This is a genomic window from Aeromonas diversa CDC 2478-85, assembly GCF_000819805.1.
Taxonomy (GTDB): Bacteria; Pseudomonadota; Gammaproteobacteria; order Enterobacterales; family Aeromonadaceae; genus Aeromonas; species Aeromonas diversa.
Genome location: NZ_CDCE01000017.1, coordinates 52,450 through 78,596 on the forward strand (window position 1 = coordinate 52,450; position 26,147 = coordinate 78,596).

Below are 26,147 nucleotides of genomic sequence, written 5' to 3' on the forward strand. Positions count from 1 at the left end.
TTCTTTAGGAAAATGAAGGAACAAGCGGCGATTGGCCCGGCCCCTGATGGTAAACTGGCCGCCCTTCGGGGCGGCCATTTCCTTCGGGTGGGTCGCCCGACGAGACCCCAGCCAGCGAGGGAAGAGCCTTGAAATTGCAGCAGTTGAAGTACTTGATCGCGATCCGGGACCACAATCTCAACGTCTCGGCCGCCTCCGAGGCGCTCTATACCAGCCAGCCTGGCGTCAGCAAACAGATCGGTCTGCTCGAGGGAGAGCTGGGCGTGCGTATCTTCGAGCGGCGTGGCAAGCACCTGCACCGCATCACGCCGGTGGGAGAGGAGATCATCAAGTGTGCCGAGGCGATGCTCAACATAGAGAGCAAGATCAAGGCGATCTCCCGCGAGTATCTCGACCCGACGGTGGGGACCCTCAACATCCACACCACCCACACCATAGCCCGCCACCTGCTGCCGAAATCGGTCACCTACTTCACCAAGAAGTACCCCAAGATCTCGTTCCACCTGCACCCCGTGATGTCGGCCAGCAAGGATCAGATCAGCAAGGGTTATTCAGACTTCTCCATCGTCGCCCACGAGATCGGCTTCGATAAGGATCTCATCGTGCTGCCGGCCTATCTGTGGACCCTCTCCCTGGTGGTGCCCAAGGAGCACCCCTTGGCCCGGGTGAAGCGACCGAGCCTGGAGCAGCTCTGCCAGTACCCCATCCTCAGCTACGAGAGCGGGGCGACCGGGCGCAAGGTGCAGGACGAGGCATTCGAGGCCGCCGGTCTTACCCCCAACTACTACATGACGGTGATGGATGCCGGTGTCATCAAGCGTTACGTCGAACTGGGGTTCGGTATCGGCATCATCTCTTCCCTGGTGGCCAACGACACCGACGCCCCGGATCTGGTGGCCATCAACCTGGAGCACCTCTTCACTCCCTGTCCGGCCTATCTCTGCTTTAGCAAGAGCATACTGCTGCAAAACTACATGTACGACTTCATCACCACCTTCTCGCCCCACCTCACCAAGGAGGTGATCCAGAACGTGATGCAGCAGCCCACCCAGGCCCGCATCGACGAGCTATTCCAGGAGGTGGTACTGCCCGTCTATTGATCCCGATCGCGCCGTCTCCTCTTGCTGCTTGTGGGGCGGCGCACCCTGCGCTCTACTGAGTCTCCACCCTGCGAGAGATCCTCCATGTCCCGTCTGCTGCTGCTTGCCAATCTTAACTGCGATCACGTCCTCTCCCTTTCCGAGCCGCTGGTGGCCGGGGCCCGGCTGCAATATCTGGATCAGGGACGGCGGCTGGGCGGCGGCGCCGCCAATACCGGGGTGGGCCTGGTGTGGGCAGGCCATGAGGTGCTCATCGCCTCCCGTATCGGCCTCGACGAGACCGGCGACTGGCTGCTGGAGCAGGCCGCGGGTTATGGGCTCGATTGCCGACACGTGGAGCGCTTCGGCGGTGAGACCGGCGAGTTGCTGGTGCTGGTGGACTCGACCGGTGAGCGCACCATACTGCGTCGGCCCCGTCGCCCCGACCTGCCCGGCGACTTGCCGACGGTCGGGATCGACTGCCTCTATGTGAATTATCCCGGCTCTGTGGTCGTCCCTTATATGCGCCAGATGCTGAGCCAGAGTTTCGTGGTGGCCCAATATCCCAAGGGAGGGCAAGTGCGCCGCCCCTGCCACGTGCTGATCGCCTCGCGCAGCGATCTGGCCAGCCAGGATGACCTCTGGTTGCACGCGCGTCAGATTGGGGGGGAGAGCCTGCAGTGGCTGGTGCTGACCGAGGGAAAGGAGGGGGCCGTCGCCATTCATGGGGAGGAGCGGATCCGGGTGCCGGCGCGGCCGGTATCTGTGGTCGATACCACGGGGGCGGGCGACGCCTTTGCCGGTGGCCTGATCCACGGGCTCGCCTCGGGCATGGCCATGGAGCAGGCGCTGCAGAGCGCCGTCGATTGGGGTGCATTCGCGGTGGCATCGGAGAGTTCGATCCCCTCCGTGGCGCTGCAAAAGTGGCTCAAAACCCCTCACTAGTGGCAACTAGTCGGCATTTTTGCGATTAATCAAAGAAAGTGCCGATTTATTTCCATCTTTATCGACACCCTGTTTCCCAGCTCTTACCCTTGCCTGACTATCCGAGGTGACCCGCATTCGCCGGTGTCCGTTGGCTGTATCAACGAGGCAAGCATTTCATGCAACTGACACGATTTACCGACTACGCCCTGCGTACCCTGACCTTCCTGGCGGTACAACCGGAAGATCGCCTGTCGACCATCACGGAGGTGGCCGATACCTTCGCCATCTCGCGCAATCATGTGGTCAAGATCGTGCATCAGCTCGGCCTCAAGGGGTACATAGAGACGGTGCGGGGCAAGCACGGCGGTATTCGCCTCGGCCGCTCGGCGGTCTCCATCAACCTGCGCGACGTGGTGGTGGATATGGAGAACATCCTCTGTCCCGCCTACTGCAAGAGCGATAACTGCCGCCTGGCCGGCGGTTGCCGGGTGCAGGGGATACTGCGCAAGGCGATGAACGCCTTCCTCGATGTGCTGGGGGAATACACCCTGGCCGACGCGGTGCGCGATCCGGCACGCCTCTGCCACCTGTTGGGGCTGGAGCCTGACGAGTTGCTGGCGGTGGGCTAAGGTCGGTGAAGAAACGGAGCCTCAGGGCTCCGTTTTGGTTTTGGGGTGGCGCTCCAGGGTGATGGCGCCGTGCAGGCAGGCCAGGCCACATGCGCCGCACCCATCGCAGACCATGTGGTTGAGCTGTACCCCCTGTTGGGTCACCTTGATGGCGAGCCGGGGGCAGGCATCTTCACACAGCAGGCAGTAGTAACCCTGGCGGGCCTGGCACTGTTCCGAGACGCGAACCCGGGTCTGTATCTGACGGCCCAGGGCAAGATCCAGGGCGCCGGTCGGGCAGGCCCGGGCACAACTGCCACAGTAGCTGCACTGACCGCAGGAGAGATCCAGGATCGGGGTACCCAGGATGGCCGTTCCCCGGTATTCGGGGCGATTGGCCGGGTGCAGCAGCCCCTGAGGGCAGGCCCGAAAGCAGTCGCCGCAACGATTGCACAGAGAGAGGAACTGTTTCTCATCGATGGCCCAGGGCGGACGGGCCTCCTGGCAGCTGACAAGCGGTGTGCTCAAGGGGGCCAGCGTTCGTCGTAGCCACTGGCACAGAGAGTGATCCATGGTGGCTCCTGTTACCCATTTAGGGTTAATTTTACGGCAATTTCCCCCCTCAAGCCAGCACCACGGGATCGCCAGCGCGGGCGTGCTTGTGTAAGCTAGGCCCACTTTCCACCCGCAGATCGCATCCTCTATGTTGCTATTTTTCTGGCGCGCGTCGCTGCTCTATATGTTTCCCGGCGTCATCTTCATTTACATGCGCCTGACTCACACCACGTTTGCCGAGCTCGATCTGGGGGTAAACAGTCACAAGTGGCTCATTATCGGTTTCTATGGCGCCTATGTGTTGTTTTGGGTGCTGGCTAACCGTTATCTGGAGCAACTGCTGCGGCGCAGGGGGCTGAGATGAATCCGCAGGAGTGGCTGCTGCTGGGGATTGCTCTCCTGCTCAGTGGTCTCGCTGGTGGGCTGGTGGGGCTGCGCGAGCGTCGCCGCCTGAAGGATATGCTGACCGAGTCGCAGGCCCGCAATGACGCTCAGCTACAGCGCCTGGATGAGCTTAACGATGAGCGGCTTCATCAGGAGGCTCGCCAGGAGGAGCGCCAGCAGTTGATCGTTCGGCTGACGGCCCGTATCAAGGAGCTCGAGGCCATGCTGCGCGCCGAGCGTCAGGCGTCGGCCGAGAAACTGCAGCTGCTGCAGGAGAACGAGGCGCGGCTGGTGCAGCAGTTCGAGAACCTCTCCAACCGCATCGTCGAGCAGAACTCGACCCAGTTTCGCGACCTCAATCAGCACAGCCTGGATCGGGTGCTCACTCCTTTGCGCGAGCAGATCGAGAGCTTTCGTCGTCAGGTGGGGGAGACTCACGCTCAGGAGAGCGAGCAGCGTCACAACCTGCGCTTCGAACTGGAGCGTCTGGCCGAGCTCAACGCCCGCATGACCGAGGAGGCGGCGGCCCTGACCCGTGCCCTCAAGGGGGACAGCAAGCAGCAGGGGAACTGGGGGGAGGTGGTGCTGGCGCGCATCCTCAGTGAATGTGGCCTGCGTGAGGGGCACGAGTACGAGACCCAGGTCAGCCTCACCTCAGACAAGGGCCAGCGCTACCAGCCGGATGTGATCGTTCACCTGCCCCAGGGCAAGGAGATCATCATCGACGCCAAGGTGTCGCTGACCGCCTACGAACGCTGGTATAACTCGGACGACGAGTTGGAGAAGGCGGTCGACCTCAAGGAGCATGTGGCGTCGGTGCGCGGTCATATTCGCGAACTGGGGCGCAAGGATTACCAGCAGTTGCCCGGGGTGCGCACCCTCGACTATGTGCTGATGTTCGTGGCGGTGGAGCCGGCCTTCCTGGTGGCGCTGGAGGCCGATCCCGGCCTGGTGCGTTACGGCCTCGAGCACAACATACTGCTGGTGAGCCCGACCAACCTGATGGTGGCGCTGCGTACCATCGAAAACCTGTGGCGGGTCGATCGGCAGAACCAGAATGCCCGCCTCATCGCCGAGCGGGCCGGCCGCCTCTATGAGAAGCTGCGCCTGTTTGTAGAGGAGATGCAGAGCCTGGGCGGCAGCCTGCAGCGGGCCAGCGAGAGTTACGACAAGGCGATGGGGCGCCTCGCCACCGGCCGTGGCAACCTGTTGGTGCAGGCCGAGCGACTACGCGAGCTGGGGGTCGAGGTACCCAAACCCCTGCCGGAGGCGTTGGTCGAGCAGGCGCGCGAGCACGGGGATGAGGAGGGGGGGGCCCGACTCGCCAAAGAGGGGTGACAGATAGCGAAGAGGCAGCCGGGAGGCTGCCTCTTTCCATTACTGGCGCCAGAAGGCGGGGAAGAAGAGCACCGCCACTGTGAGGATCTCGAGGCGCCCCAGCATCATGCCAAACGACAGGATCCACTTGGCCGAGTCGGGCAGGCTGGCGAAGTTGGCACTCGGGCCGATCACCGGGCCCATGCCCGGACCCACGTTGGCCACCGCCGTGATGGAGCCCGAGATGGCGGTCAGGGGGTCCAGACCAATGACCCCGAGCAGGGCGGCGATCAGCAGGATGATGGCAAAGTAGGCGAGCACGAAGGCGATCATGGATCGCACGATCGCCTCGTTCACCGGCCGGCCGTTGTACTTCTGGGGGAAGACCCCTGAGGGGTGCATCAACTGCAGCATCTGTTTGCGGAACAGGGCGAACGAGAGTTGCACCCGGAAGATCTTGAGGCCGCCGGCGGTAGAGCCGGAGCAGGCCCCCAGCATCAGCAGGAAGATGAAGAGGATGCTGGTGAGCGGTCCCCAGGTGCCGAAGTCGCCGAGGCCGTAGCCTGTGGTGGTCAGCACAGAGACGATGTTGAAGCAGCTGATGCGCAGGGCATCCCAGAACCCGAAGGTATCACGATGCCACAGGTAGAGGGTCATGATCAGAGTGACCCAGACTACCAGCCAGAAGAAGCCACGGACCTGGGCGTCGCGCAGCAGGCTGCTATCGCGTCGTGAGAGGCTCTGCACGTAGAGCAGGAAGGGCAGCCCTCCCAGAAACATGAAGAGGGAACCGATCCAGTGCGCCGCGTTGGAGAAGTGGGACATGGATTGATCCGAGGTGGAGTATCCCCCCGTGCTGAGCGTCGTCATGGCATGGTTGACCGCCTCGAAGGTGCTCATGCCGCTCGCCCAGTAGGCGAGGAAGCAGAGCATGGAGAGCACCAGATAGACCTGCACTATGTGGTTGGCCACCGTCTTGGCGCGCGGGGCGCTCTTGTCCGACCAATCCGAGCTTTCGGTCTGGAACAGCTTCATGCCGCCGACGTTGAGGTAGGGCAGCACCGCCACCGCCATCACGATAAAGCCAACCCCGCCGAGCCATTGCAAGATGGAGCGCCACAGCAGGATGCTGTGGGCCATGTTGTCGAGGCCCGAGAGCACGGTAGAGCCTGTGGTGGTCACCCCGGACATGGTCTCGAAATAGGCGTCGGTGAAGGCGATATGGGTGATGAAGACGAACGGCAGGGCGCCAAAGATGCAGACCACGGCCCACACCGAGGTAGTGAGCAGAAACATCTCGCGCACCCCGAGGCGAAACTCCGCCTTGCGACCATAGTGCAGGCAGAGGAAGGCTGCGCCATGGGTGATCAACACCGATTTGAGAAACTCGACGAACCCCTCGGTGCCGGTAACCAGCGCCAACAGGGTGGGCAGCCACATAAACAGCGCCAGTTTGGATAGCACCAGGCCGAGGGTGAAGAGGATGGGACGCAGTTTGATCATGAGAGCATGTCTGGTCGTTGATTAACAAAAGGCCCAGTCCATTCCCGCGGGAGGTTGAGCTGGGCCGAGTGGATGCAGAGGCTCGCCATGGGGTCCCTAGAGGAAGAAGGGGCTAGGTTGGAACATCCGCTCCACTTCCGGGATGTATTTCTTGTCCACCAGGAACATCACCACATGGTCATTTTGCTGGATCTTGGTGCGATCGTGGGCAATCAATACCTCTTCTCCACGAACTATAGCGCCAATGGTGGTACCTGGTGGCAGCTTGAGCTCACCGACGGTGCGGCCCACCACCTTGGAGGTCTGCTCGTCCCCGTGGGCGATCGCCTCGATGGCCTCGGCGGCGCCGCGGCGCAGGCTGTAGACGTTGGCGATGTCGGCCCGGCGCACATGGGTCAGCAGGGCCGAGATGGTGGCCTGTTGAGGAGAGATGGCGATGTCGATGGGGCCACCCTGTACCAGGTCCACATAGGCGCCGCGCTGGATCAACACCAGCGTCTTCTTGGCACCCATCTTCTTGGCAAGCAGGGCCGACATGATGTTGGCCTCGTCTTCATTGGTGACCGAGATGAAGACATCGATCTGGTCGATGTGCTCTTCCGCCAGCAGCTCCTGATCCGCTGCATCACCGCAGAAGACGATGGTGTTCTCGAGCTGCTCGGAGAGCAGTTCGGCACGCTTGGGGCTGCGTTCGATCAACTTGACGCTGTAGCGCTTCTCGAGCTGTCGGGCGAGGCCTGCGCCGATATTGCCGCCGCCGACGATCATGATGCGTCGGTAGGGGCTCTCAAGGCGCTGTAGCTCGGACATGACGGCGCGGATGTGGCCTGCGGCCGCCACGAAGAAGACCTCGTCATCGGCCTCTATGATGGTGGTGCCCTGAGGGCGGATCGGCCGACCCTGGCGGAAGATGGCCGCCACCCGGGTTTCGATGTTGGGCATGTGCTCGCGCAGGGTGGAGAGGGCATTGCCCACCAGGGGACCACCGTAGTAAGCCTTGACCGCCACCAGGCCGACCCGGCCACCGGCGAAGTCCACCACTTGCAGGGCGCCCGGATACTCGATCAGCCGACGAATGTAGTCGGTCACCAGCTGCTCCGGGGCGATCAGGTGATCAACCGGCACCGACTCGGGCAGGAACAGGCGATCCCGCTCGGCCAGATAGGCCGGTGAGCGGATCCGCGCCACCTTGTTCGGGGTGTTGAACAGGGAGTAGGCCACCTGACAGGCGATCATGTTGGTCTCGTCACTGTTGGTGACCGCCACCAGCATGTCGGCATCCTGGGCGCCTGCTTCACGCAGCACTCTGGGATGGGCGCCATGGCCGTTGACCACCCGCAGATCGAACTTGTCCTGCAACTCGCGCAGACGCTCGACATCGGTGTCCACCAGCGTGATGTCGTTGTTCTCGCCGGCCAGGTTCTCGGCCAGGGTGCCGCCCACCTGGCCGGCCCCCAGTATGATGATCTTCATCGTCTGCTCACCGCTTCATCAGCTTGGCGTAGTAGAAGCCGTCCATCCCCTGCTCTCCGGGGAGGAACTGGCGCCCCGGCTGCTCCGGAGTATCGTCCGGGGTCAGGGGGATCAGCACGGCCTCCGGTGTAGCAGCGAGGAAGGCGCGGATCTGATCCCGGTTCTCCTCGGGTAGCACCGAACAGGTCGCATAGAGCAGGGTACCGCCGCTTTTGAGTTTCAACCAGAGGGCATCCAGGATTTGGCGCTGCAGCTGGGAGAGATCGCGGATGTCCTGATCCCGCCGTAGCCACTTGATGTCAGGGTGGCGTCGTATGACGCCGGTGGCCGAGCAGGGGGCATCGAGCAGGATGCGATCGAATTGGGGGCCCTGCCACCACTGTTCCGGCGCGCTGGCATCACCGTGGATGAGTTGGGCCTGGAGGCCAATGCGATCCAGATTCTGCTGTACCCGCTTGAGGCGGTCTGCGTCGGCATCGACGGCAACGACACCCGCAAGGGCCGGTTGACGCTCCAGCAGGTGGGCGGTCTTGCCACCGGGGGCGGCGCAGGCATCGAGAACCCACTCACCCGGCTGCGGGTCGAGCAGGGCTGCCGCTTGCTGGGCGGCGCCATCTTGTACCGAACAGTCGCCGACCTCGAAGCCGGGCAGTTTGGTCACGTCGCAGGGGCGCTCGAGCAGTATGGTATCGGCGCCTTCCGCACCGGCACTGGCGGCGATGCCGGCCTCGGCGAGGCGTGCCAGCAGGGTGTCGCGGCTCTGGCGGCTGGCGTTATTGCGAATCCACATGGGGGGGCGCTGGTTGTTGGCCTCGAGGATCGCCTCCCAGTCGTCGGGATAGGCGTGGCGAAGGCGCTTGACCAGCCATTCAGGATGGCCGAGGCGTACGCTCGGGATACGGTCGACCCGCATCAGGATCACCTCGGCACTGCGCTGGAAGTTGCGCAGCACACCGTTGATCAGGCCGCGCAGGGCCTGGCCCTTGAGCAGTTTGGTTGCGTTGACCGTCTCGGCCACCGCGGCGTGGGGCGGAATGCGGGTGTAGATGAGCTGATAGAGGCCCACCAACAACAGATAGTGGAAGATGCGGCTCTTGTTCTTGAGAGGCTTGTCCATCATCTCGCCGACGGCGGCGTCGAGACGGGGTAGCCAGCGCAGGGTGCCATAGCAGAGTTCCTGCAGCAGGGCGCGATCGCGCGGGGCGACCTGCTCCTGGGCGGCGGGGAGCACGGCGGAGAGGGAGTTGCCGTGGTCCAGCACCTGTTGCATGACCAGAGCGGCCTGAGCACGTGTTTTCATCGGATTACCTTGATTGAGCGCTCGCGGAAGAGAGGAGGGCGGGGCCGAACCCCGCCTCGTCAAGCTAGCGTGGTCCCGACGGTGAACCAGTCACGACGGGAATTGAGCAAATCTTGTACCGTCATCGGCTTTTTGCCCGGCGGTTGCAGGGTCAGCAGACGCAGCACACCCCGGCCGGTGGCGATGTCGATGCCTTCCCGATCAGCCTTGAGCAGGGTCCCCGGCGTCTGGCCGTGATCGTGCTCCAGCGCGCAGGCGGACCACACCTTGACGGTTTGCTCTGCCACCTCGAACCAGCTGATGGGCCAAGGATTGAAGGCCCGGGTGCAACGCTCGATGGCGACGGCCTCCTGATCCCAGTCAATACGCGCCTCCTCCTTGGAGAGCTTCTCGGCGTAGTTGGCCAGAGTATCGTCCTGGGGTTCGGCATGGGTATCGCCGGCGGCCATGGCATCGACGGTTTGCACCAGAGCCTGTGGGCCCAGTTCGGCCAGCTTGTCATAGAGGCTGGCTGAGGTTTCGTCGGCGGCGATAGGGCAGGTGACCTTGCGGATCATGGCCCCGGTGTCGAGCCCCACGTCCATCTGCATGATGGTGACGCCGGTCTCGGCATCGCCGGCCCAGATGGCACGCTGGATCGGGGCGGCGCCGCGCCAACGTGGTAGCAGGGATCCGTGCACGTTGATGCAGCCCAGACGCGGAGTGTCGAGTACCACCTTGGGCAGGATCAGGCCGTAGGCCACTACCACCATAAGATCGGCCCCCAGAGCGGCCAACTCGGCCTGAGCGGCTTCATTGCGCAGGGTAGCGGGCTGATAGACCGGTAGATCGTGGGCCAGCGCCAGCTCCTTGACCGGGCTGGCTGTCAGCTTCTGACCGCGACCGGCCGGCTTGTCCGGCTGGGTGTAGACGGCCACCACCTCGTGCTCGGAAGACAACAACGCCGCCAGATGACGGGCGGCGAAGTCGGGAGTACCGGCAAAAATCAGTTTCAGCTTGCTCAAACGGTCATCCTCAGGCGCTCTTACGGTCTTCACGGGCCATTTTTTCCAGCTTCTGACGAATGCGCTGACGCTTCAGCGGAGAGAGGTAGTCGACAAACAGCTTGCCGATCAGGTGATCCATCTCGTGCTGGATGCAGATGGCCAGCAGATCGTCGGCTTCCAGCTCGAAGTGCTCGCCCTTGGCGTCCTGAGCGCGGATCTTGATCCACTCGGCGCGCGGCACCAGGGCACGGCTGCCAGGCACCGAGAGGCAACCCTCTTCGATCCCGGTGCTGCCGGATTGCTCGAGTACTTCCGGGTTGATCAGCACCAGGCGCTCGTCTCGCTCTTCGGAGACATCGATGACGATGATGCGTTGATGGATGTCGACCTGGGTCGCAGCCAGACCAATGCCCTCTTCGGCATACATGGTCTCAAACATATCATCTACAATTACTTGCAGTTCCGGAGTGAAGGCCTCGACGGGTGCCGCGACGGTGCGCAGACGCTCATCGGGGAAGCGCAGTACATCTAGAATGGCCATAAATGGGTTCTTGAGCCTTATATATAAAAGATTGGTGCTGGCGTAATTCTAGTCATTTACGCTGGCAAAAAACAGTCATAGGCCGCCGCAGAGGACACAAGGAGTGTTATGAACCTGACGCGAATTACCCTGATTTTCCTGTTGTTTGGTTCCACGCTCGGGGTTGCGGCTGAGACGCTCGCCCTGCGCAAGGGGTATCCGCAGACCTATACGGTCCAGCGTGGGGACACCCTGTGGGATATAGCCGGACATTATCTACAGAAACCCTGGCAATGGCCAACGCTGTGGAAGGGAAATCCCCAGATAGCCGATCCTCACTGGATCTATCCCGGCGATGTGTTGCACCTGACGTGGGTCGATGGTCAGCCTCAGTTGAGCCGTGGCATGGCGGGGGCGAAGCGAGTGGTGACCTTATCCCCGCATGTTCGCAGCGACAGCAAACTCAACCCAGTGCCTGCGTTACCCCTCTCATCTTTGGCCCCCTTCCTGAGTCAGGAGTTGCTCTTCTCGAGCCCCAAGCAAGGGGAAACCCTCCCGTATGTGCTGGGAAATAACGAAGGACAGCAGGCGATCCTCGACCATCATCCCCTCTTCGTGCAGGGGCTGTTGGAGCCAGGCAGGCAGTACGGAGCGTATCGACCCGGCCGCGAGTACCGAGATCCCAAGAGCGGTGACTGGCTGGGGCAGGAAGCGACGCTTACTGGCATAGTGCGCGCCGACATGCAGTGGTCTAACGGGCAGACCCAGGCCACCCTGATTGCCAACCGTCAGGAGGTACGTCAGGGCGACAGGCTGATGCCGCTGCCAGGACCGGAAATAGAGCAGGCTCTCTTTATTCCGCGGGGGGCCGCTCCAATCCTCGATGGGATCATCGTCGACATGCCCAATCGGATGAGTGTGGCTGGCAAACTGGATGTCGTGCTCATCAACAAGGGGGCGTTGGACCACATGGCGCCAGGAAGCGTGCTGGATGTGAAGAGACCGGGCTTGGCCATGGTGAAGACCTATGGCGAGCAACCTGTTTATCGTGATACGACGACAGGCTTCGACAGGGCCTTCCATTCGGACCCGACCTTGCAATTACCCCCGGAGTCGGTTGCCCGTGTGATGCTGTTCAGGGTGTATGACCGTATGAGCTATGGTCTGATCTTGCAGAGCCGGGACATGGTTCGGGTAGGCTATTCGGTTGATGCCCCATGACGATCGGCTGACCCACTGGCTGACCCTGTGGGCGCTGCCCGGGATTGGCCCGGTTACCGCATGGAAGTTGCTGGAAGAGGTTGGTGGCAATGTAGCGACCTTGAGGGCCTCTCCAGCAGAGACCTTAAGCCGATGGGGCCTGACTCGAACCCAGATTCAGGCTCTGCATCACCCTTCAACCGATCCCTCCGCGTTGCTCGCCTGGTGTGAAGCGCCACACCACCACCTGCTAACCCCCGATCATCCCTGTTACCCCCTTCGCCTCAGAGCGATCCCCGCCGCCCCGTTGCTGCTCTGGTGCATCGGGGAGCCGGAGCGTCTGATGCAGCCCCAGCTGGCCATGGTAGGGTCACGTCATCCTACCCATGTTGGGCTGGAGATGGCGCGCCGGTTGTCCGGTGAGTTGGTCGCTGCCGGCATGACCATTACCTCGGGCCTGGCACTGGGAATCGATGGTGCCAGCCATCAGGCCGCCCTGGCTGCCGGTGGCTCGACCGTCGCCGTGCTGGGGTCGGGGCTGGAGCGTGTTTATCCTCGGCGCCATCAGGCCCTCTTCGAACAGATCCTGGCCGAGGGCGGCGCGCTGGTGTCGGAATTCGAGCCTACACAGGGGCCCCTGGCCGAGCATTTTCCTCGCCGCAATCGCATCATCAGCGGGCTCTCTCTGGGAACGCTGGTGGTCGAGGCGGCCGAGCAGAGCGGTTCACTCATCACGGCGCGCTTTGCACTGGAGCAGGGAAGAGAGGTTTTCGCTGTTCCCGGAACTCCGATGAATCCGCAAGCTGCCGGCTGCAATCGCCTCATCCAACAAGGGGCAAAACTTGTGACGAGCGCGGCCGATATAGTGGAGGAGCTTGGATGGATGAGCGAGGGCACCCCGCTGTCTACGGTCTTGAGGGTGGAGCCAAAGAGTCGATTGCCAGAAGCCGGCTTGTTGGATAACGTAGATTACGAGGTCACCAGCGTGGATGTTGTTGCAGCCAGAGCCCGTCTTCCTGTCGAGGCCGTCCTTGGACAGCTGATCGAGTTGGAATTGGAGGGTAAGGTGATGGCGGTGGCAGGTGGATATGTCAGAAGAGGAGGGTGAATCATGTTTGACGTATTGATGTACCTTTTCGAGACCTACATCCACAGCGATGCAGAGGTCATGATCGACCAGGATGAACTCACCGCCGAGTTGAGCCGTGCCGGTTTTCATCAGGACGAAATTTACAAGGCCCTGGGCTGGCTCGAGCGGCTGGCCAACCTTCACGACAGTGAACGTGAAACCTACATCACCTGTAGTGCTCCTAGCTCCATGCGTATCTATGCGCCTCAGGAGTTGGATCGCCTCAGTGCCGAGTGCCGTGGCTTCCTGCTGTTCCTCGAGCAGGCCAAGGTACTCAATGCCGAGACTCGGGAGATAGTGATCGAGCGCCTGCTCGAACTGGACACTCCCGAGATCGAGCTCGACGACCTTAAGTGGGTGGTCATGATGGTGCTGTTCAACGTGCCCGGCAGCGAAAACGCCTATCAGCAGATGGAAGAACTGGTGTTCGACGAGTCGGACGGCGTCCTCCACTGACAGAAGCAGACCGCGCTGCTAGAATCCGCCCCATCCGGACTCTGGCTGCGCGGTGATTCATGTCCAAGATCGATCCTAACCTCTTCTCGGCGCACGAGCATGCGCTCGAGCGTGAGCCATGCCCACAGTGTGGTGCCGAGCTGGTGATTCGCCAGGGCAAGCACGGCCCCTTCCTCGGCTGTAGCGCCTATCCCGGTTGCGATTACATCCGTTCCCTGACCCCCAACGGGCGTGATATTGAAAAGGTGCTCGAGGGATCGGAATGTCCTGACTGCGGACACCTTCTGGCCATCAAGAAGGGGCGTTATGGCCTGTTCGTCGGCTGCACCCAGTTCCCCGTCTGTCATCACATGGCCTCTTTGCAGGAGAGTGATGAAACTCAGATCCCCTGTCCTGCTTGTGGTGAGGGGCATCTGGTGAGCCGCACTTCGCGCTACGGCAAGCAGTTTTACTCCTGCAATCGCTACCCCGAATGCAAGTACGTGGTCAATGACAAGCCGGTGGCCATGCCCTGTCCCGACTGCGGTTGGGGGATCATGGTTGAGAAGCGGGTTCGTGGCAGCCTGCGCTGGGTCTGCCCGCGCAAGGAGTGCGGTAAACAGGTTGAGCGGGGCTGACGACATTGCGTCGCAGACCCAGACAAGAAAGCGGCGGTGAACGCCGACCCAAGACGGATAGCAGAGTGAACATGAACGAACTGGAATGCGCGGTCGCTGCCCTCGAGCGTGGCGGCGTGATCGCCTATGCCACCGAAGCTGTGTTTGGGGTCGGCTGCGACCCCGTCTCCGAGGCCGCGGTGAGCAAGCTGCTTGCCATCAAGCAGCGCCCGGTCGAGAAGGGATTGATCCTGATCGCCGACAGCCTGGAGCAACTGCTCCCCTATATCGACATCGAGGCGTTGACGGCCGAGCAGCGCGCCGTGGTGACAGCCAGTTGGCCAGGCCCCTTCACCTGGGTGATGCCGGCACGCACCACCACGCCCACGTGGTTGACCGGTCGGTTCGACACCCTGGCGGTCCGGGTGACAGACCATCCCCAGGTCAAGGCCCTGTGCCGTGCCTTCGGCAAGCCCCTGGTCTCCACCAGCGCTAACCTGACTGGCGAGGCGCCGGGCCGCACCACCGCCGAGGTGTGCGCGGCGCTGGGGGGGCGGCTCGACTATGTGTTGCCCGGTGAGGTCGGTGGGCGTGATAACCCCTCCGAGATCCGCGATGCCCGTACCGGTGCACTGCTGCGCCCCGCTTAGGAGAAGATGATGAACAGACCCGATGTTGAGGCGGTGAAGGGCTTCCTGCTCGAGTTGCAGGACCGAATCTGCGCTGCGCTAGAGCTGGCGGATGGTCATGGACATTTCGTGGAGGATGCCTGGCAGCGCGAGGGCGGTGGCGGTGGTCGCACCCGGGTGCTGCGCGGTGGAAGTGTCATCGAGCAGGGGGGGGTGAATTTCTCCCATGTCTATGGGGATGCCATGCCCGCCTCGGCGACGGCCCACAGGCCCGAACTGGCGGGGCGCCGCTTCGAGGCCATGGGGGTCTCTCTGGTTATCCACCCACATAACCCCCATGTGCCGACCAGCCACGCCAACGTGCGCTTTTTCATCGCCGAGAAGGAAGGGGAGGCCCCCATCTGGTGGTTTGGTGGCGGCTTCGACCTCACCCCCTTCTACCCGGAGGAGGAGGATTGTCGCCACTGGCACCAAGTGGCGCGGGATCTCTGTGCGCCGTTCGGGGAGGAGGTCTACCCCGAGTACAAGGCCTGGTGTGATCGTTACTTCTTCCTCAAGCACAGGGGCGAGACTCGCGGTGTCGGCGGGCTCTTCTTCGACGACCTCAATCGCTGGCCGTTCGAGCAGTGCTTTGCCTTTATGCGTACCGTGGGAGAGGGCTATCTGGCGGCCTACCTGCCCATAGTGGCGCGACGCAAGGCTACGCCTTATGGTGAGCCGGAGCGGCAGTTCCAGCTTTACCGGCGTGGGCGCTATGTGGAATTCAATCTGGTCTACGACCGCGGCACCCTGTTTGGGTTGCAGACCGGTGGTCGTACCGAGTCGATCCTCATGTCGATGCCGCCGCTGGCACGCTGGGAATACGACTGGCACCCCGAGCCAGGCAGCGCCGAGGCACGCCTGCAGGCGTTTCTGGCTCCGCGCGAGTGGTGATCAAGACGGCCCCTGAACGGGGCCGTTTTTCTTGTGGCAGCCGGAAAAAAGCCGTTAAATCGGATGATTCGCCGTTACAGGAACTCTCCGATGGATCGCTATCTCGTCGTTGGCAACCCGGTTCGCCACAGCAAATCCCCCTTCATTCACACCCTCTTTGCCCGCCAGACCCAGCAGGAGATGGAATACAGCCTCTGCGAACCGCCCCTTGACGGCTTTGCAGATGCCCTGCGCCTCTTCTTCGCCAGAGGTGGTAAGGGGTGTAACGTGACAGTGCCCTTCAAGGAGCAGGCCTTTGCCATGGCGACCGAACTCACCGAGCGCGCGCGCCGTGCCGGTGCGGTCAACACTCTGGTCATGACTGAGCGAGGGGAAGTACTGGGGGACAATACCGATGGCGCCGGTCTGGTGGCCGATCTCAAGCAGCAGCAAGTTGAGCTCGCCGATGCCCGTATCTTGTTACTGGGCGCCGGAGGGGCCGCGCGTGGTGCTCTGGCCCCCTTGCTGGCCGAGCGGCCCCGGAGCCTGGTGATAGCCAATCGTACCCAGAGTAAAGCCGAGCTGCTGGCCACCGAGTTTGGCGAGCTGGGTGCCGTATCGGCCAGTTCTTTTGAGGCGCTTGAGGGGCCCTTCGATCTCATCATCAACTCCACCTCGGCCAGCCTGGCCGGAGAGGTGCCACCTCTGGCCCCCCTGCTCATCCATGGGCAGCTCACGGTCTACGATATGATGTATGGTCCCGGGGATACCCCCTTCAACGCCTGGGCCAGGGCAGAGGGGGCTGGACGTGTGATAGACGGTCTGGGGATGCTGGTAGAGCAGGCGGCGGAAGCCTTCAGCCTATGGCGTGGCATCCGTCCCGGTTCCCGTCAGGTACTGCGCGAACTGCGCCGCCAACTGGGATAAGGAGAGCGCGATGAACCAGGATATTTTGTTTCCCGAACTGCAAGAGTGGCAGGCATCGTTGCAACGGGTCAGTTTTCCTGCCCAGATGATGGGCGCTCTGATCCAGTGTTATATCGGCAAGGGGCAGCTGGAGCGGATGGCGGGGTTGGTGCTGCGTTCGGAAGACGATGTATTACGTGCCTTCTCCTCCTTACGGTTTGATATCGAGGAGTTGGCCACCCAGGCGATCGAGGAACAGGCCTTCGCTCCGGATGGGTCGATTACCATAGGTCAATGGGCCCATGGCCATCACAGCGGGGTGTGACTGATGAGGGGGATTGTTCCGTCTTTTTGTAAGAGATCGCCTACAAGCAGGTTGGCTAACGGCTGAAATTTTGCATTGAAATTTGAAATAATCTCTTTTTTTTCATTTAGTTAAACAGTCTTTGTGGTGTTTAAGTTGTTAAATGGCACTAATTATCTGTTGAGCCCTGGATTGAGTGAGTTAAATTAGGCGTCATGGAATCGCCTCCGGCATACCGGGGCGTAGCAAGGGAATGAAGTATCAGGGAGCGGTGACCCTCAGGATGAGGGGAGTGTGCAGGAGGCCATCTCTCGTGCCATTCGCAGGAGGCGAGTCGGCAGGAGTCTAAAAGAAAGCAAGCACACGCAAACAACAATTCAGGATGACGACACGATAAGGTCAGGATGACCATAGCCCTCACGCAGTTTGTTGAGGCACGGAGATGGTGCATCGGGCATCAGAACATCGAAAGGCAGCCTTTGGCTGCCTTTTTTCTTTTGTCGTGATTAACCCGCATGCGGGTTTTGTGTCAAAATAGCGGCAATATGCCCGAGAGGCGCTTCTGCTGCGCCCTGTCGTGAAAAGCGAGACAGAATCGGTGCCGGATCCCATTCCCGCGCTCCTCTCCTGTACCCCCTCTCCACGTCCCTTTAAGATGCCCTGCCGGGACATCTTAAGGCGGGTTCCACCACTGTATTCCGGAGTAGAGTAATGTCGGTCAACAAACCTGTTCGCAAGCCCAAGAGCGGCGGTAAAAAAGAGTCTCAAGATAGCGCCCTGGCGGGGCGTGAGCGCAAGCGCGCGGCCAAACGCAAGGGCTTGAAGGCGGGATCGCGCCATTCGGGTACCCAGAGTGGTGGCAAGTCCGGCAAGAAGGATCTGAAGGATCCTCGTATCGGATCCCGCAAGCCGGTTGCATTGGTGGTCGAAGCGGCCAAGCCGCAGGCTCCCAAGGCAGCACCGGTGAAGGAAGAGAAGCAACTGATGCCGACCCCCGAGCAGGAGCTGGCCGCCATCGAGAATGACGATCGCCTCAACGATCTGCTCGATCGTCTCGACGAAGGCGAGAAGCTGAGCCCGGCGGATCTGGCGTGGGTAGAGCAGATGGTCGCCCGCCACCAGCAACTGATGGAAGAGTTGGGATTGGTAGAAGAAGACGATGAAGATGAAGAGCCTGCCAGCGATGACGAGCTGTGGGATCGTTTCCTCGACGCCGATTTCAAGCCTGAGTCCAAGCCGTGAACCTGATTTGGCTGGCCGTGGCCGGGGCCCTTATCCTGGCCGGGGTGGCGGCTTATGCCGCCAGCCTCCTGCTCAAGTTGAGGGCTCAGCAGCGTGCTCGCCAACAGGCGATCCGGGCGCGTAACCTGCGTATTCTGGAGAGCGTTCAGATCATTGCCAAGGCGGTACAAGAAGGGCAGTGCGTCCCCTCAGAGGGCGCCATCCGCCTGACGAACCTGCTCGATGTGCTGCAGATGGAGCATAGCCAACCGCTGCCCGAGCAGTATCCGGGTCTCTATGGCCTCTATGAAAAGATCCGCCATCTCGCGACTCATGAGGAGCGTAGCGCCCTCGAGAAGCGTGAGCGGATGCGCCAGGATCTCGAGCGGGTCAAGCACGAGGCCGACTATAACGACCAGATCCAAGAGGATGTGGCAAGACTGGCCATACTCACCCTGCCGCAGTGATGGCCACCCAACGAGGAGCGTGATGTGCAAACGGAGAAGATAATCTGGGATCAGGCCCTGATCGAGAAGTACAACTACAGTGGTCCCCGTTATACCTCTTATCCCACGGCCCTCGAGTTCGACGAGGCGTTCGGGTTCGAGCATTTTCTGGTGGCCGCCGCCGAGTATCCGCAGCGCCCCCTCTCTCTCTATGTGCACATCCCCTTCTGCCACAAGCTCTGTTACTACTGTGGCTGTAACAAGGTGATCACCCGTCACCAGCACAAGGCCGATCAGTATCTCGACTATCTGGAGCGGGAGATCCGTTTCCTGGCTCCCCGCTTCCAGGGGCGCAGCGTGACCCAGCTGCACTGGGGTGGCGGCACGCCCACCTATCTGACCGAGGCCCAGACTCGCCGCCTGATGGCCATGCTGCGAAATCACTTCTCCTTTGCCGGGCAGGCAGAGATCAGCATCGAGGTTGACCCGCGCGAGATTGAACTCTCGATGCTCGACGTGTTGCGGGAGGTGGGGTTCAACCGCATCAGCCTGGGGGTGCAGGACTTCAACAAGGCGGTGCAGGTTGCGGTCAATCGGGAGCAAGACAACGACTTCATCCGTGCCATGCTCGAGCGTGCCCGTGAGCTGGGTTTTCGCTCTACCAATCTGGATCTCATCTATGGTCTGCCGCTGCAAACCCGAGAGAGCTTCCGACACACGCTGGAAGAGGTACTCAAGACCGATCCGGCTCGCCTCTCCATCTTCAACTATGCACATCTGCCGAGCCGCTTCGCCGCCCAGCGCAAGCTGAAAGAGGAAGAGATGCCGGCGCCGCGCGAGAAGCTGGCCATGCTGCAGGAGACGATCGAGTTCCTGACGGGTCAGGGTTACCAGTTTATCGGCATGGATCACTTCGCCAAGCCGGACGACGAGTTGGCGGTGGCCCAGCGCGAGGGCAAGCTTCATCGCAACTTCCAGGGCTACACCACTCAGGGAGAGTGTGATCTGCTGGGGCTTGGGGTCTCTTCCATCAGCATGCTGGGGGATGCCTATTCCCAGAATCAGAAGGAGCTCAAGGAGTACTATGCCCAGGTAGAGGCACTCGGCCACGCCCAATGGAAGGGGTGCGCCCTGAATCGGGATGATTTGATTCGTCGCGACGTCATCAAGGGGCTGATCTGCAACTTCCGCCTCGATTTCGCCGACATTGAGAAGGCGCACCAACTGGTCTTTGCCGACTACTTTGCCGAGGATCTCAAGTTGCTCAAGACCTTCGTCGACGATGGCCTGGTCCTCATCGATGAGAAAGGTATCCGGGTGGCGCCGACCGGCCACCTGCTAATCCGTAACATCTGCATGTGCTTCGATGTTTATCTGCGCAATCGGGCCCGTCAGCAGCAATTCTCACGGGTGATCTAAAGCCGGCCTAACGAGAGGAGCCTGACCAGGCTCCTTTTTTATTGGCTCACTTCTCCATGGTGTGATGATCACCATTGCGCCAACTCTCCAGCCGTCGATGTACGCCCCGTTGTAGCTGTTTGAAACTACTCTCGAGCCAGTCCACCCCGACCAGAATCGACAGCGTTACCAGCGTGAGGGCGATGGACTGGGTCAGCATATCGAGCCCTATCATGGCGCCCAGCGCCGCCAGCATCCAGACGGTGGCTGCTGAGGTGACCCCCATCACCTGACCATTTTGGGTCATCATGACACCGGCTCCGAGAAAACCGATGCCGGTGACGAGTTGTCCGAGGACGCGAGCCTGATCGGCTGGGTGGGGGCTGAGGTGAGTCGCCAGCGCCAGAAAGCAGTAGCTGCCGAGGATGATGAGAGAAGAGGTGCGGATGCCGACCGGCTTGCCGCGCAGTTGTCGCTCCAGCCCGACCAGAGTGCCGCAGGCGAGACAGGCCAGAATATGGAGCCAGGAGAAGGGGGTGATGTTCAGTAGTTCGGGCATGGGGGCTCTCCCGGGGTTGTTGTCATGAGCCTGCCTCCACTATCCCCGTTCTCCCGCAGCTTGTCGATGGGACAGTGGCAGGGAAAGGGGGTAGAGTGACAGCGAAGCATGGGGGGAGAGAATGAGAGAGAGGGAAGCGGGCTGTCTCTGCTTGCGTGAGGCAACGAGCTCCGATCTGGCGGCGATTGTGCGTCTCGAGCGTTACATGTTCCCACCCGAGATAGCCTTCGGTCGTGAGCGTTGGCGCTACCTGCTGAATCGCGCGAAGGGAACCGTTTGGCTGTTGCACGATGCCAAGGGGGAGTTGATGGCCTACCTTTGCGTGCTTGAGCACAGGGGATGGCGACGATTGGTAGTGCAGACCCTGGCGGTGCATTGGCGCCAGCGTCGGGAGGGATGGGGGCGCTGGCTGATGATGCAGCTTATCGAATGGGCTCGCACCCGAGGGTGGCGTGGCATCCGTCTCGAGGTGAGTGAGCGCAACGAAGAGGGGCTCGCACTGTACGACGGCCTGGGTTTTCGTCAGGAGTCCCTGCTACGCGACTACTATGGGCCCCGTCATCACGGGCAGCGGAGGGTGCTGAGCCTATGAGTTGCGATGCTTGCCTGAGCGATGCCATCAAGGCCAAGCTGGGGCGCTGCCGGATCTGTGCCATTCAGTGTGCACTGGTGGGAGGGGCGGGCACTCTGGCATGGTACTGGTTTGGCGCCGACACCTCGGTCAATGCCTTGACCGGTGCACTCTTTGCCTTAGCCGGATGGGGGATCTTGCTGCTCCATTTGCTGGTTTTTCTCTGGCGTCGCCTCACCGGCCGCGAATTGGGGCAGGGGTGAGGGCCATCGCGCCGGGCTCGTGGTGATTGGCCCGAACCTTGCTCTGGATGGGCTCATGTCGATTTAATGGCGGAGTTCTGAATGGAGATAAAGGCATACAACCGGCAGTTGGCCCAGGCCGCCAGCCATGAGCGTGCGGCGGCCATATTGTCTGAGCGCGGGCAAGGGGGATGGGAAGAGCAAATCAGTCTCTCGACCCAAGTATTGACCGGGAAGGCCCAGAATATATTGACCTATGAGCATCTGGGGAAGAGCCGACCGGCTGCCGGTGCGCAGGGGCAGGATCCGCTTCAACGGCTGGTCGACCATGCCCTGGGGTTCGATCGCAAGCAGTTCAACGAACTGGAGGCACAGATCCAGACGCTGCAAAAGCAGAGCGGGCTAAGCGAGCAGGAGCGAGAGACGCAGCTTGCCCCCTTGCAGAGCAAGCGAGATGACATGCTCAAGAGCGCCCTGGAGCGCCTGATTGGTCGAGGCTCAGAACAGACCTAGCATCCCTGCGGGGTACTGAGTCGCCGGCTAACATGAGTCACAACTGGAGCATCACCCCATCTCGCCCCTGCGTCGCCTGGGTGGTGACACGCTGGCCAGAATTGGCGAGCAGGTCCGGCACGCGTGGCTCATTCACTTGTTTGTCTTGGTGTGCTCGGGCAAGGCCCCGGCTTTTCGACCACACTCATCCCTGATGATGTGCGGAGGTGTGTGATGGCAAGGATGCTGGTTATTGTGCTCTTGTGCAGCTGGTGGCATCTGGCGCAGGCCATGCAGGCGGTTACCGAAGACATGCCCCCCTATAACTGGCGTGATGAGCAGGGGGAGATGACCGGCTTCTCGGTCCAGTTGCTGCGTGCCCTGTTGGTGCGCAGTGGGCTGCGACTCGATGAGAAGGGGATACAGCTCTTACCCTGGGCGCGAGCCTATCAGATGGCCCTCTACCAACCAGACACCGTCCTCTTTACCGCAGCGCGTACCTCTGAGCGCGACAAGTTGTTCCAGTGGGTAGGGCCCATAGGCCCACGGGCCATCTGGTTCTGGCGGCTGGCTCGTCGCAGCGATGTATCCCCCCAAAATTTGGCTGAGGCGACCCGTTGGAGGATCGCCGCAGTGCGTAACTCTGCGTCTGCCCAGCAGCTCTCATTGGACGGATTTGAATCTTTGGTCAACGTGACCGATGAGACCGACAAGTTTCGCATGCTGCGGCGGGGTCGGGTCGAGCTGGTGACGGCGCTCGAGTTGGGGGCCGCCTTTCATATGCGGCAACTCGGCAGCACTCTGTCGGAGCTGACTCGCCTGTTTGTGCAGGATGCCCAGTACGACTACTACTTTGCGGTCAGCCGGAGCACTGACCCGGCCAAGGTGGCGGCATTGCAGCAGGCGCTCGATGCCATGCGTCTCGATGGCTCGCTCGAGCGCCTGCGTCAACAGTGGCTCAAGTAGCTCAAGCCTGCAGCGCCTGATCCAGATCTGCCAGCAGGTCACCGATATCTTCTATGCCGACCGAGAGGCGGATCATCTCGGGTCTCACTCCTGCCTTGATCTGCTCTGCCTCACCCAACTGACGGTGTGTCGTCGAGGCGGGATGGCAGGCCAGTGACTTGGCATCGCCAATGTTCACCAGTCGCTTGAAGATACGCAGGGCATCATAGAAGCGCACCCCCGCCTCATACCCCTCTTTGAGCCCGAACGAGAGCAGTGCAGAGGGGCGTCCCCCCATGTAACGCAGGGCCAGATCGTGGTGGGGGTGTTCCGGCAGACCGGCATAACTAACCCACTCCACGGCCGGGTGTTGTTGCAGGTGGCGAGCGACCGCCATGGCATTGTCTACGTGGCGATCCATGCGTAGCGTCAGGGTCTCGAGCCCCTGCAGGAGCAGGAAGGCATTGAAGGGGGAGAGGGCGGCCCCCGTGTTACGCAGGGGGACGGTACGCACCCGGCCGATAAAGGCGGCGGCGCCAAAGGCGTCGGTATAGACCACCCCGTGGTAGGAGGGCTCAGGCTGGGTCAGCTGCGGGAAGCGCGTGGCATGCTGGTGCCAGGGGAAGGTGCCACCGTCCACTATGATACCTCCCAGCGAGTTGCCATGCCCGCCCACATACTTGGTCAGACTGTGCACCACTATGTCTGCTCCGTGAGCGATGGGTTTGCACAAGACGGGCGAAGCGACCGTGTTATCGACGATCAGGGGTACGCCAGCGGCATGGGCAACCCGTGCCAGGGCGGCAATGTCGACAATATTCCCGGCCGGATTGCCGATGCTTTCGCAGTAAACCGCCTTGGTTCGCGCATCGATGAGCTCGGCTATCGCCTCGGCACTGTCATCCCTGGCGAAGCGGACCTCAATTCCCTGGCTGGGCAGCATGTGGGCAAACAGGGTGTAGGTACCGCCGTAGAGCTGGGGTGTCGAGACAATGTTTTCCCCAACCCTTGCCAAGGCCTGGATGGCATAGGTGATGGCCGCCGAGCCTGCCGATACGGCCAGGGCTGCCACGCCCCCCTCCAGCGCGGCCATCCGCTGCTCCAGCACATCGTTGGTCGGGTTCATGATGCGGGTATAGATATTGCCGGGGACGGCCAGATTGAAGAGATCGGCCCCGTGTTGAGCACTCTCAAATTCGTAGGCAACGGTCTGGTAGATAGGGACGGCGACCGCCTTGGTCGCCGGATCGCTGGAAAAACCATGATGCAGGGCCAGGGTAGCGTCTTGCATAGTACACTCCATGTTCATTAGACGGATAGACGTCCACTTTATGCCTAACAGGCGCGCCCTGTAAATCACCGATGAGCGTCATACGAGCTATAGGCGGCGCCGGTACTCGCGGTCCTCCACATAGGAGAGATCCCACTGCATCAACTGGATCAGTGTGGGCAGCGGCTCCTGAGTCCAGGCCTTGCGGTTTTTGGTGATACGGGAGAAGTAGCGACGCCAGAATGGCAGGGGATTCGTCAGGTTCATCAGATGCCTCCTCTTGGTTGAGCCCAGTATTGGCGTAAAATGAGGAAGCTAAAACTGAAAATCTAAAGAGATAGGTTTCCTTATTTATGCCCAGCGAACGCCTCTATCAGCAGTTTGAACGTCTGGTTCGCCAGCTCCCCACCACCGGCAGCGAGCTGACTCTGAGGGAGGTCGCCGAGTTGCTCTGCTGCACTCCGCGCAATGCCCGCCTGCTACTGCAACGGATGCAGGAGCAGGGGTGGCTGAGTTGGCAATCGTCGGCAGGACGTGGCCGGCGGGCTAGGCTGACGCTACTGGACTCCCCGGCCATGCTCCAGAGTCAGCGCCTCGAAGCCCTGGTCAAACAGGGAAGGCTGGAGCAGGCACTGCTGTTGGTGGATGGGCAGGTCGAGCGACTGCTTCCCTATCTGGGCGGTGGCTCTGGCACCCTGACCCCCTTGGGTCAACAGATCCTCAGGGTTCCTTACTACCGGCCCCTGCCCAATTTGTTACCACATCTTCCTCTGCGTCGATCCGAAATCCACTTGGTGCGGCAGATATTCAACGGGCTGCTGCGAAGAAATGAGGAAAATGGGGAAATTGAGCCTGATCTTGCCCACCACTGGGTCGCGCTCTCCCCACGGCATTGGCGTTTCTATTTGCGGCCCATGGTGCGCTTTCATCATGGCAAAGTGTTGCAAGCCGATGATGTTGCCCTCTCGCTTGCTCGTCTGACAACGCGCCCTCTCTTTGCCCATATTGAGCGAGTAGAGGCGGTCTCTCCCAGAGTGGTTGATATTCTCCTCTCGACGTCAGATCCCTGGTTGCCTCATCTGCTGTGCGAGCCTGCGGCATTAATTCTGCCTGCCGATTGGCAAGAGCTGCCCGATATGGCGCTCTATCCGGTCGGGAGTGGTCCCTATCGGGTCGTCGCTAATGACAGCCAGCGCCTGCGTCTGGCTGCCTTTGACGACTACTTTGGATTGCGCGCCTTGATCGATGAAATCGATATCTGGATGTTGCCGCCGCTTGCCGAGCGACTGACTTGTCAGCTCAAGCTGGCTGCTGAGCACCGACACCCCGAGCGGGGACGGGATGTTTGCGAGCTGGAGGCGGGCTGTTACTTCATGCTGGCGGATCAGCGTTCGGCTTGCTTGGGCAATGCTGCACTGAGAAGCTGGCTGGTCAACCGCCTTGATCCGGTAAGGCTGCTGGCGGCGCTGGATCCTGAGCTGCAGAAGGTTCTGGCGCCGGCGCGGGGTTTGTTGCCCCATTGGCGCGAGCTTCCTGCCTCGCTGCCCCCAGAAGGGGTTTCTCTTCCTCATCGCCTGGTGCTGGCTTGCTTCAAGCAACATCTGGAGTTTGCGGCGCTGGCCGCCGTCATGGGCTCCATCCTGCGTGAGGAAGGAGTTGAACTGGAGGTGAGAGAGGTGGATTACCACTCTTGGGCCTGTGGTGATCTGGAAGGTGTCGATCTCTGGTTGGGAGCGGTCAATCTGGAGCAGGCGAGTGACTATGCCGTCTATGCCTGGCTGCAGGAATTACCCCTGTTGCGAGCCGTGTGGCATGAGGCGTTGTCATTCTGGCAGGGATTGCCGCTCTGGCGCAGCGGGCAACAAGGTGTGGCTCTTCGAGAGGAGATGGCACAACTACAGCGTGAAGCGCTCTTCATGCCTCTGTTCCATCACTGGCTTGAGCTGGAGAATCAGTACGGAGTGAATGGGGTTCGAATGACGGCGCTGGGCTGGTTTGACTTTCGGAATGCCTGGATTGCTCCCCAGGTAGAGGCGATGGATTTTGGGAGAGATTTAGAATAACACTCTGCGCGCATCTTATTTATTAGAGATAATTAACTGCTTCCGATGAGATAACGTTTTCACGCGGTGGTCGAGAACTTTCAGTTTCATCTGTGATTTACTACATTTCTGTAATTTTATTACGTTTTGCTCTGGATAAAAATAAGGCCGGAATCG

Annotated in this window: 29 protein-coding genes and 1 pseudogene; 21 read left to right on the forward strand and 9 right to left on the reverse strand. The window is 61.2% G+C overall.

The genetic code is table 11. The features are described from left to right. Positions 1-128 precede the first annotated feature (128 nt). From BN1121_RS04465 to BN1121_RS04475, 3 genes are all read left to right on the forward strand, one after another. Positions 129-1,100, forward strand: coding sequence for a LysR substrate-binding domain-containing protein (locus BN1121_RS04465; protein ID WP_043157367.1), 972 nt, complete (start codon positions 129-131; stop codon positions 1,098-1,100). A gap of 84 nt (positions 1,101-1,184) precedes the next feature. Continuing rightward, on the forward strand, positions 1,185-2,024 hold the full coding sequence (locus BN1121_RS04470) for a PfkB family carbohydrate kinase (protein WP_005351314.1): 840 nt from the start codon (positions 1,185-1,187) through the stop codon (positions 2,022-2,024). Positions 2,025-2,182: 158 nt separating this feature from the next. Next, entirely contained in the window at positions 2,183-2,635 is a 453-nt protein-coding gene (locus BN1121_RS04475) for an Rrf2 family transcriptional regulator (protein WP_005351316.1), read from the forward strand. 21 nt (positions 2,636-2,656) lie between these two features. Here BN1121_RS04475 and BN1121_RS04480 read toward each other — a convergent pair whose 3' ends face one another. Continuing rightward, positions 2,657-3,187, reverse strand: a complete 531-nt coding sequence (locus tag BN1121_RS04480; RefSeq protein WP_005351318.1) for a ferredoxin-type protein NapF — start codon at positions 3,185-3,187, stop codon at positions 2,657-2,659. A 130-nt stretch (positions 3,188-3,317) separates the two neighbouring features. Here BN1121_RS04480 and BN1121_RS04485 point away from each other — a divergent pair, with 130 nt between their 5' ends. After that, positions 3,318-3,533 (forward strand): hypothetical protein, encoded by a 216-nt coding sequence (locus BN1121_RS04485; RefSeq protein ID WP_005351320.1) that lies wholly within the window; start codon positions 3,318-3,320, stop codon positions 3,531-3,533. Beyond that, complete coding sequence (gene rmuC, locus BN1121_RS04490) at positions 3,530-4,891, forward strand: DNA recombination protein RmuC (protein ID WP_005351321.1); 1,362 nt, start codon at positions 3,530-3,532, stop codon at positions 4,889-4,891. The genes BN1121_RS04485 and rmuC overlap by 4 nt, the downstream gene beginning before the upstream one ends. 39 nt (positions 4,892-4,930) lie before the next feature. On the opposite strand, the gene BN1121_RS04495 is transcribed toward rmuC, so the two are convergent. The 5 genes from BN1121_RS04495 to def all read right to left on the reverse strand — a co-directional run bounded on the left by BN1121_RS04495 (position 4,931) and on the right by def (position 10,673). Further along, positions 4,931-6,373 carry a TrkH family potassium uptake protein gene (locus tag BN1121_RS04495; protein ID WP_005351326.1) on the reverse strand — a complete coding sequence of 481 codons (1,443 nt, stop codon included), beginning with the start codon at positions 6,371-6,373 and terminating at the stop codon, positions 4,931-4,933. A 96-nt stretch (positions 6,374-6,469) separates the two neighbouring features. Further along, positions 6,470-7,846 (reverse strand): Trk system potassium transporter TrkA, encoded by a 1,377-nt coding sequence (gene trkA / locus BN1121_RS04500; RefSeq protein WP_005351328.1) that lies wholly within the window; start codon positions 7,844-7,846, stop codon positions 6,470-6,472. A gap of 7 nt (positions 7,847-7,853) precedes the next feature. Further along, entirely contained in the window at positions 7,854-9,146 is a 1,293-nt protein-coding gene (rsmB, locus tag BN1121_RS04505) for a 16S rRNA (cytosine(967)-C(5))-methyltransferase RsmB (RefSeq protein ID WP_005351329.1), read from the reverse strand. Positions 9,147-9,205: 59 nt separating this feature from the next. Then, positions 9,206-10,150 (reverse strand): methionyl-tRNA formyltransferase, encoded by a 945-nt coding sequence (gene fmt / locus BN1121_RS04510; RefSeq protein ID WP_005351331.1) that lies wholly within the window; start codon positions 10,148-10,150, stop codon positions 9,206-9,208. A 10-nt stretch (positions 10,151-10,160) separates the two neighbouring features. Continuing rightward, positions 10,161-10,673: a peptide deformylase gene (def, locus tag BN1121_RS04515; protein ID WP_005351332.1), complete on the reverse strand. Its 513-nt coding sequence runs from the start codon at positions 10,671-10,673 to the stop codon at positions 10,161-10,163. A gap of 108 nt (positions 10,674-10,781) precedes the next feature. Here def and BN1121_RS04520 point away from each other — a divergent pair, with 108 nt between their 5' ends. From BN1121_RS04520 to hemN, 11 genes and pseudogenes are all read left to right on the forward strand, one after another. Further along, positions 10,782-11,873 (forward strand): LysM peptidoglycan-binding domain-containing protein, encoded by a 1,092-nt coding sequence (locus BN1121_RS04520; protein ID WP_005351333.1) that lies wholly within the window; start codon positions 10,782-10,784, stop codon positions 11,871-11,873. Beyond that, positions 11,863-12,971: pseudogene (gene dprA / locus BN1121_RS04525) on the forward strand (DNA-processing protein DprA). The gene BN1121_RS04520 and the pseudogene dprA overlap by 11 nt, the downstream one beginning before the upstream one ends. Continuing rightward, complete coding sequence (locus tag BN1121_RS04530) at positions 12,964-13,437, forward strand: DUF494 family protein (protein WP_005351335.1); 474 nt, start codon at positions 12,964-12,966, stop codon at positions 13,435-13,437. The pseudogene dprA and the gene BN1121_RS04530 overlap by 8 nt, the downstream one beginning before the upstream one ends. Before the next feature lie 59 nt (positions 13,438-13,496). Then, complete coding sequence (locus BN1121_RS04535) at positions 13,497-14,054, forward strand: DNA topoisomerase family protein (RefSeq protein ID WP_005351337.1); 558 nt, start codon at positions 13,497-13,499, stop codon at positions 14,052-14,054. A gap of 71 nt (positions 14,055-14,125) precedes the next feature. Beyond that, a complete protein-coding gene (gene tsaC, locus BN1121_RS04540) occupies positions 14,126-14,683 on the forward strand; it encodes an L-threonylcarbamoyladenylate synthase type 1 TsaC (protein ID WP_005351339.1) in 558 nt (185 codons plus the stop codon). Between the two features lie 9 nt (positions 14,684-14,692). Further along, complete coding sequence (gene hemF / locus BN1121_RS04545; protein ID WP_005351342.1) at positions 14,693-15,595, forward strand: oxygen-dependent coproporphyrinogen oxidase; 903 nt, start codon at positions 14,693-14,695, stop codon at positions 15,593-15,595. Positions 15,596-15,685: 90 nt separating this feature from the next. Continuing rightward, positions 15,686-16,501 (forward strand): shikimate dehydrogenase, encoded by an 816-nt coding sequence (aroE, locus tag BN1121_RS04550; RefSeq protein ID WP_005351344.1) that lies wholly within the window; start codon positions 15,686-15,688, stop codon positions 16,499-16,501. Between the two features lie 10 nt (positions 16,502-16,511). Beyond that, positions 16,512-16,805 carry a DUF1488 family protein gene (locus tag BN1121_RS04555; RefSeq protein WP_005351346.1) on the forward strand — a complete coding sequence of 98 codons (294 nt, stop codon included), beginning with the start codon at positions 16,512-16,514 and terminating at the stop codon, positions 16,803-16,805. Positions 16,806-17,495: 690 nt separating this feature from the next. Continuing rightward, positions 17,496-18,026: a Der GTPase-activating protein YihI gene (gene yihI, locus BN1121_RS04560; protein WP_005351349.1), complete on the forward strand. Its 531-nt coding sequence runs from the start codon at positions 17,496-17,498 to the stop codon at positions 18,024-18,026. A gap of 5 nt (positions 18,027-18,031) precedes the next feature. After that, positions 18,032-18,472 (forward strand): DUF2489 domain-containing protein, encoded by a 441-nt coding sequence (locus BN1121_RS04565; RefSeq protein ID WP_152424662.1) that lies wholly within the window; start codon positions 18,032-18,034, stop codon positions 18,470-18,472. A 24-nt stretch (positions 18,473-18,496) separates the two neighbouring features. Further along, complete coding sequence (gene hemN / locus BN1121_RS04570; protein WP_005351351.1) at positions 18,497-19,870, forward strand: oxygen-independent coproporphyrinogen III oxidase; 1,374 nt, start codon at positions 18,497-18,499, stop codon at positions 19,868-19,870. A 46-nt stretch (positions 19,871-19,916) separates the two neighbouring features. On the opposite strand, the gene BN1121_RS04575 is transcribed toward hemN, so the two are convergent. Then, the gene (locus tag BN1121_RS04575) at positions 19,917-20,408 is read right to left on the reverse strand and encodes an MgtC/SapB family protein (RefSeq protein WP_005351352.1); all 492 of its coding nucleotides are present in this window, start codon (positions 20,406-20,408) and stop codon (positions 19,917-19,919) included. Between the two features lie 121 nt (positions 20,409-20,529). On the opposite strand from BN1121_RS04575, the gene BN1121_RS04580 reads away from it, so the two are divergent. From BN1121_RS04580 to BN1121_RS04595, 4 genes are all read left to right on the forward strand, one after another. Then, positions 20,530-21,000: a GNAT family N-acetyltransferase gene (locus tag BN1121_RS04580; RefSeq protein WP_005351353.1), complete on the forward strand. Its 471-nt coding sequence runs from the start codon at positions 20,530-20,532 to the stop codon at positions 20,998-21,000. Next, the gene (locus BN1121_RS04585) at positions 20,997-21,242 is read left to right on the forward strand and encodes a DUF3624 family protein (RefSeq protein WP_005351354.1); all 246 of its coding nucleotides are present in this window, start codon (positions 20,997-20,999) and stop codon (positions 21,240-21,242) included. Before BN1121_RS04580 ends, BN1121_RS04585 begins: the two co-directional genes overlap by 4 nt. 81 nt (positions 21,243-21,323) lie before the next feature. Next, on the forward strand, positions 21,324-21,734 hold the full coding sequence (locus BN1121_RS04590; protein WP_005351355.1) for a hypothetical protein: 411 nt from the start codon (positions 21,324-21,326) through the stop codon (positions 21,732-21,734). Between the two features lie 213 nt (positions 21,735-21,947). After that, positions 21,948-22,679 carry a substrate-binding periplasmic protein gene (locus BN1121_RS04595; protein ID WP_043157369.1) on the forward strand — a complete coding sequence of 244 codons (732 nt, stop codon included), beginning with the start codon at positions 21,948-21,950 and terminating at the stop codon, positions 22,677-22,679. Position 22,680: 1 nt separating this feature from the next. On the opposite strand, the gene BN1121_RS04600 is transcribed toward BN1121_RS04595, so the two are convergent. Together BN1121_RS04600 and sgrT are read right to left on the reverse strand one after the other, a co-directional pair. Then, on the reverse strand, positions 22,681-23,949 hold the full coding sequence (locus BN1121_RS04600) for an O-acetylhomoserine aminocarboxypropyltransferase/cysteine synthase family protein (RefSeq protein ID WP_043597360.1): 1,269 nt from the start codon (positions 23,947-23,949) through the stop codon (positions 22,681-22,683). Between the two features lie 87 nt (positions 23,950-24,036). Continuing rightward, positions 24,037-24,195, reverse strand: coding sequence for a glucose uptake inhibitor SgrT (sgrT, locus tag BN1121_RS19685; RefSeq protein ID WP_152424687.1), 159 nt, complete (start codon positions 24,193-24,195; stop codon positions 24,037-24,039). An 86-nt stretch (positions 24,196-24,281) separates the two neighbouring features. Here sgrT and sgrR point away from each other — a divergent pair, with 86 nt between their 5' ends. Beyond that, entirely contained in the window at positions 24,282-25,991 is a 1,710-nt protein-coding gene (gene sgrR / locus BN1121_RS04605; protein ID WP_005354221.1) for an HTH-type transcriptional regulator SgrR, read from the forward strand. Positions 25,992-26,147: the final 156 nt, after the last annotated feature.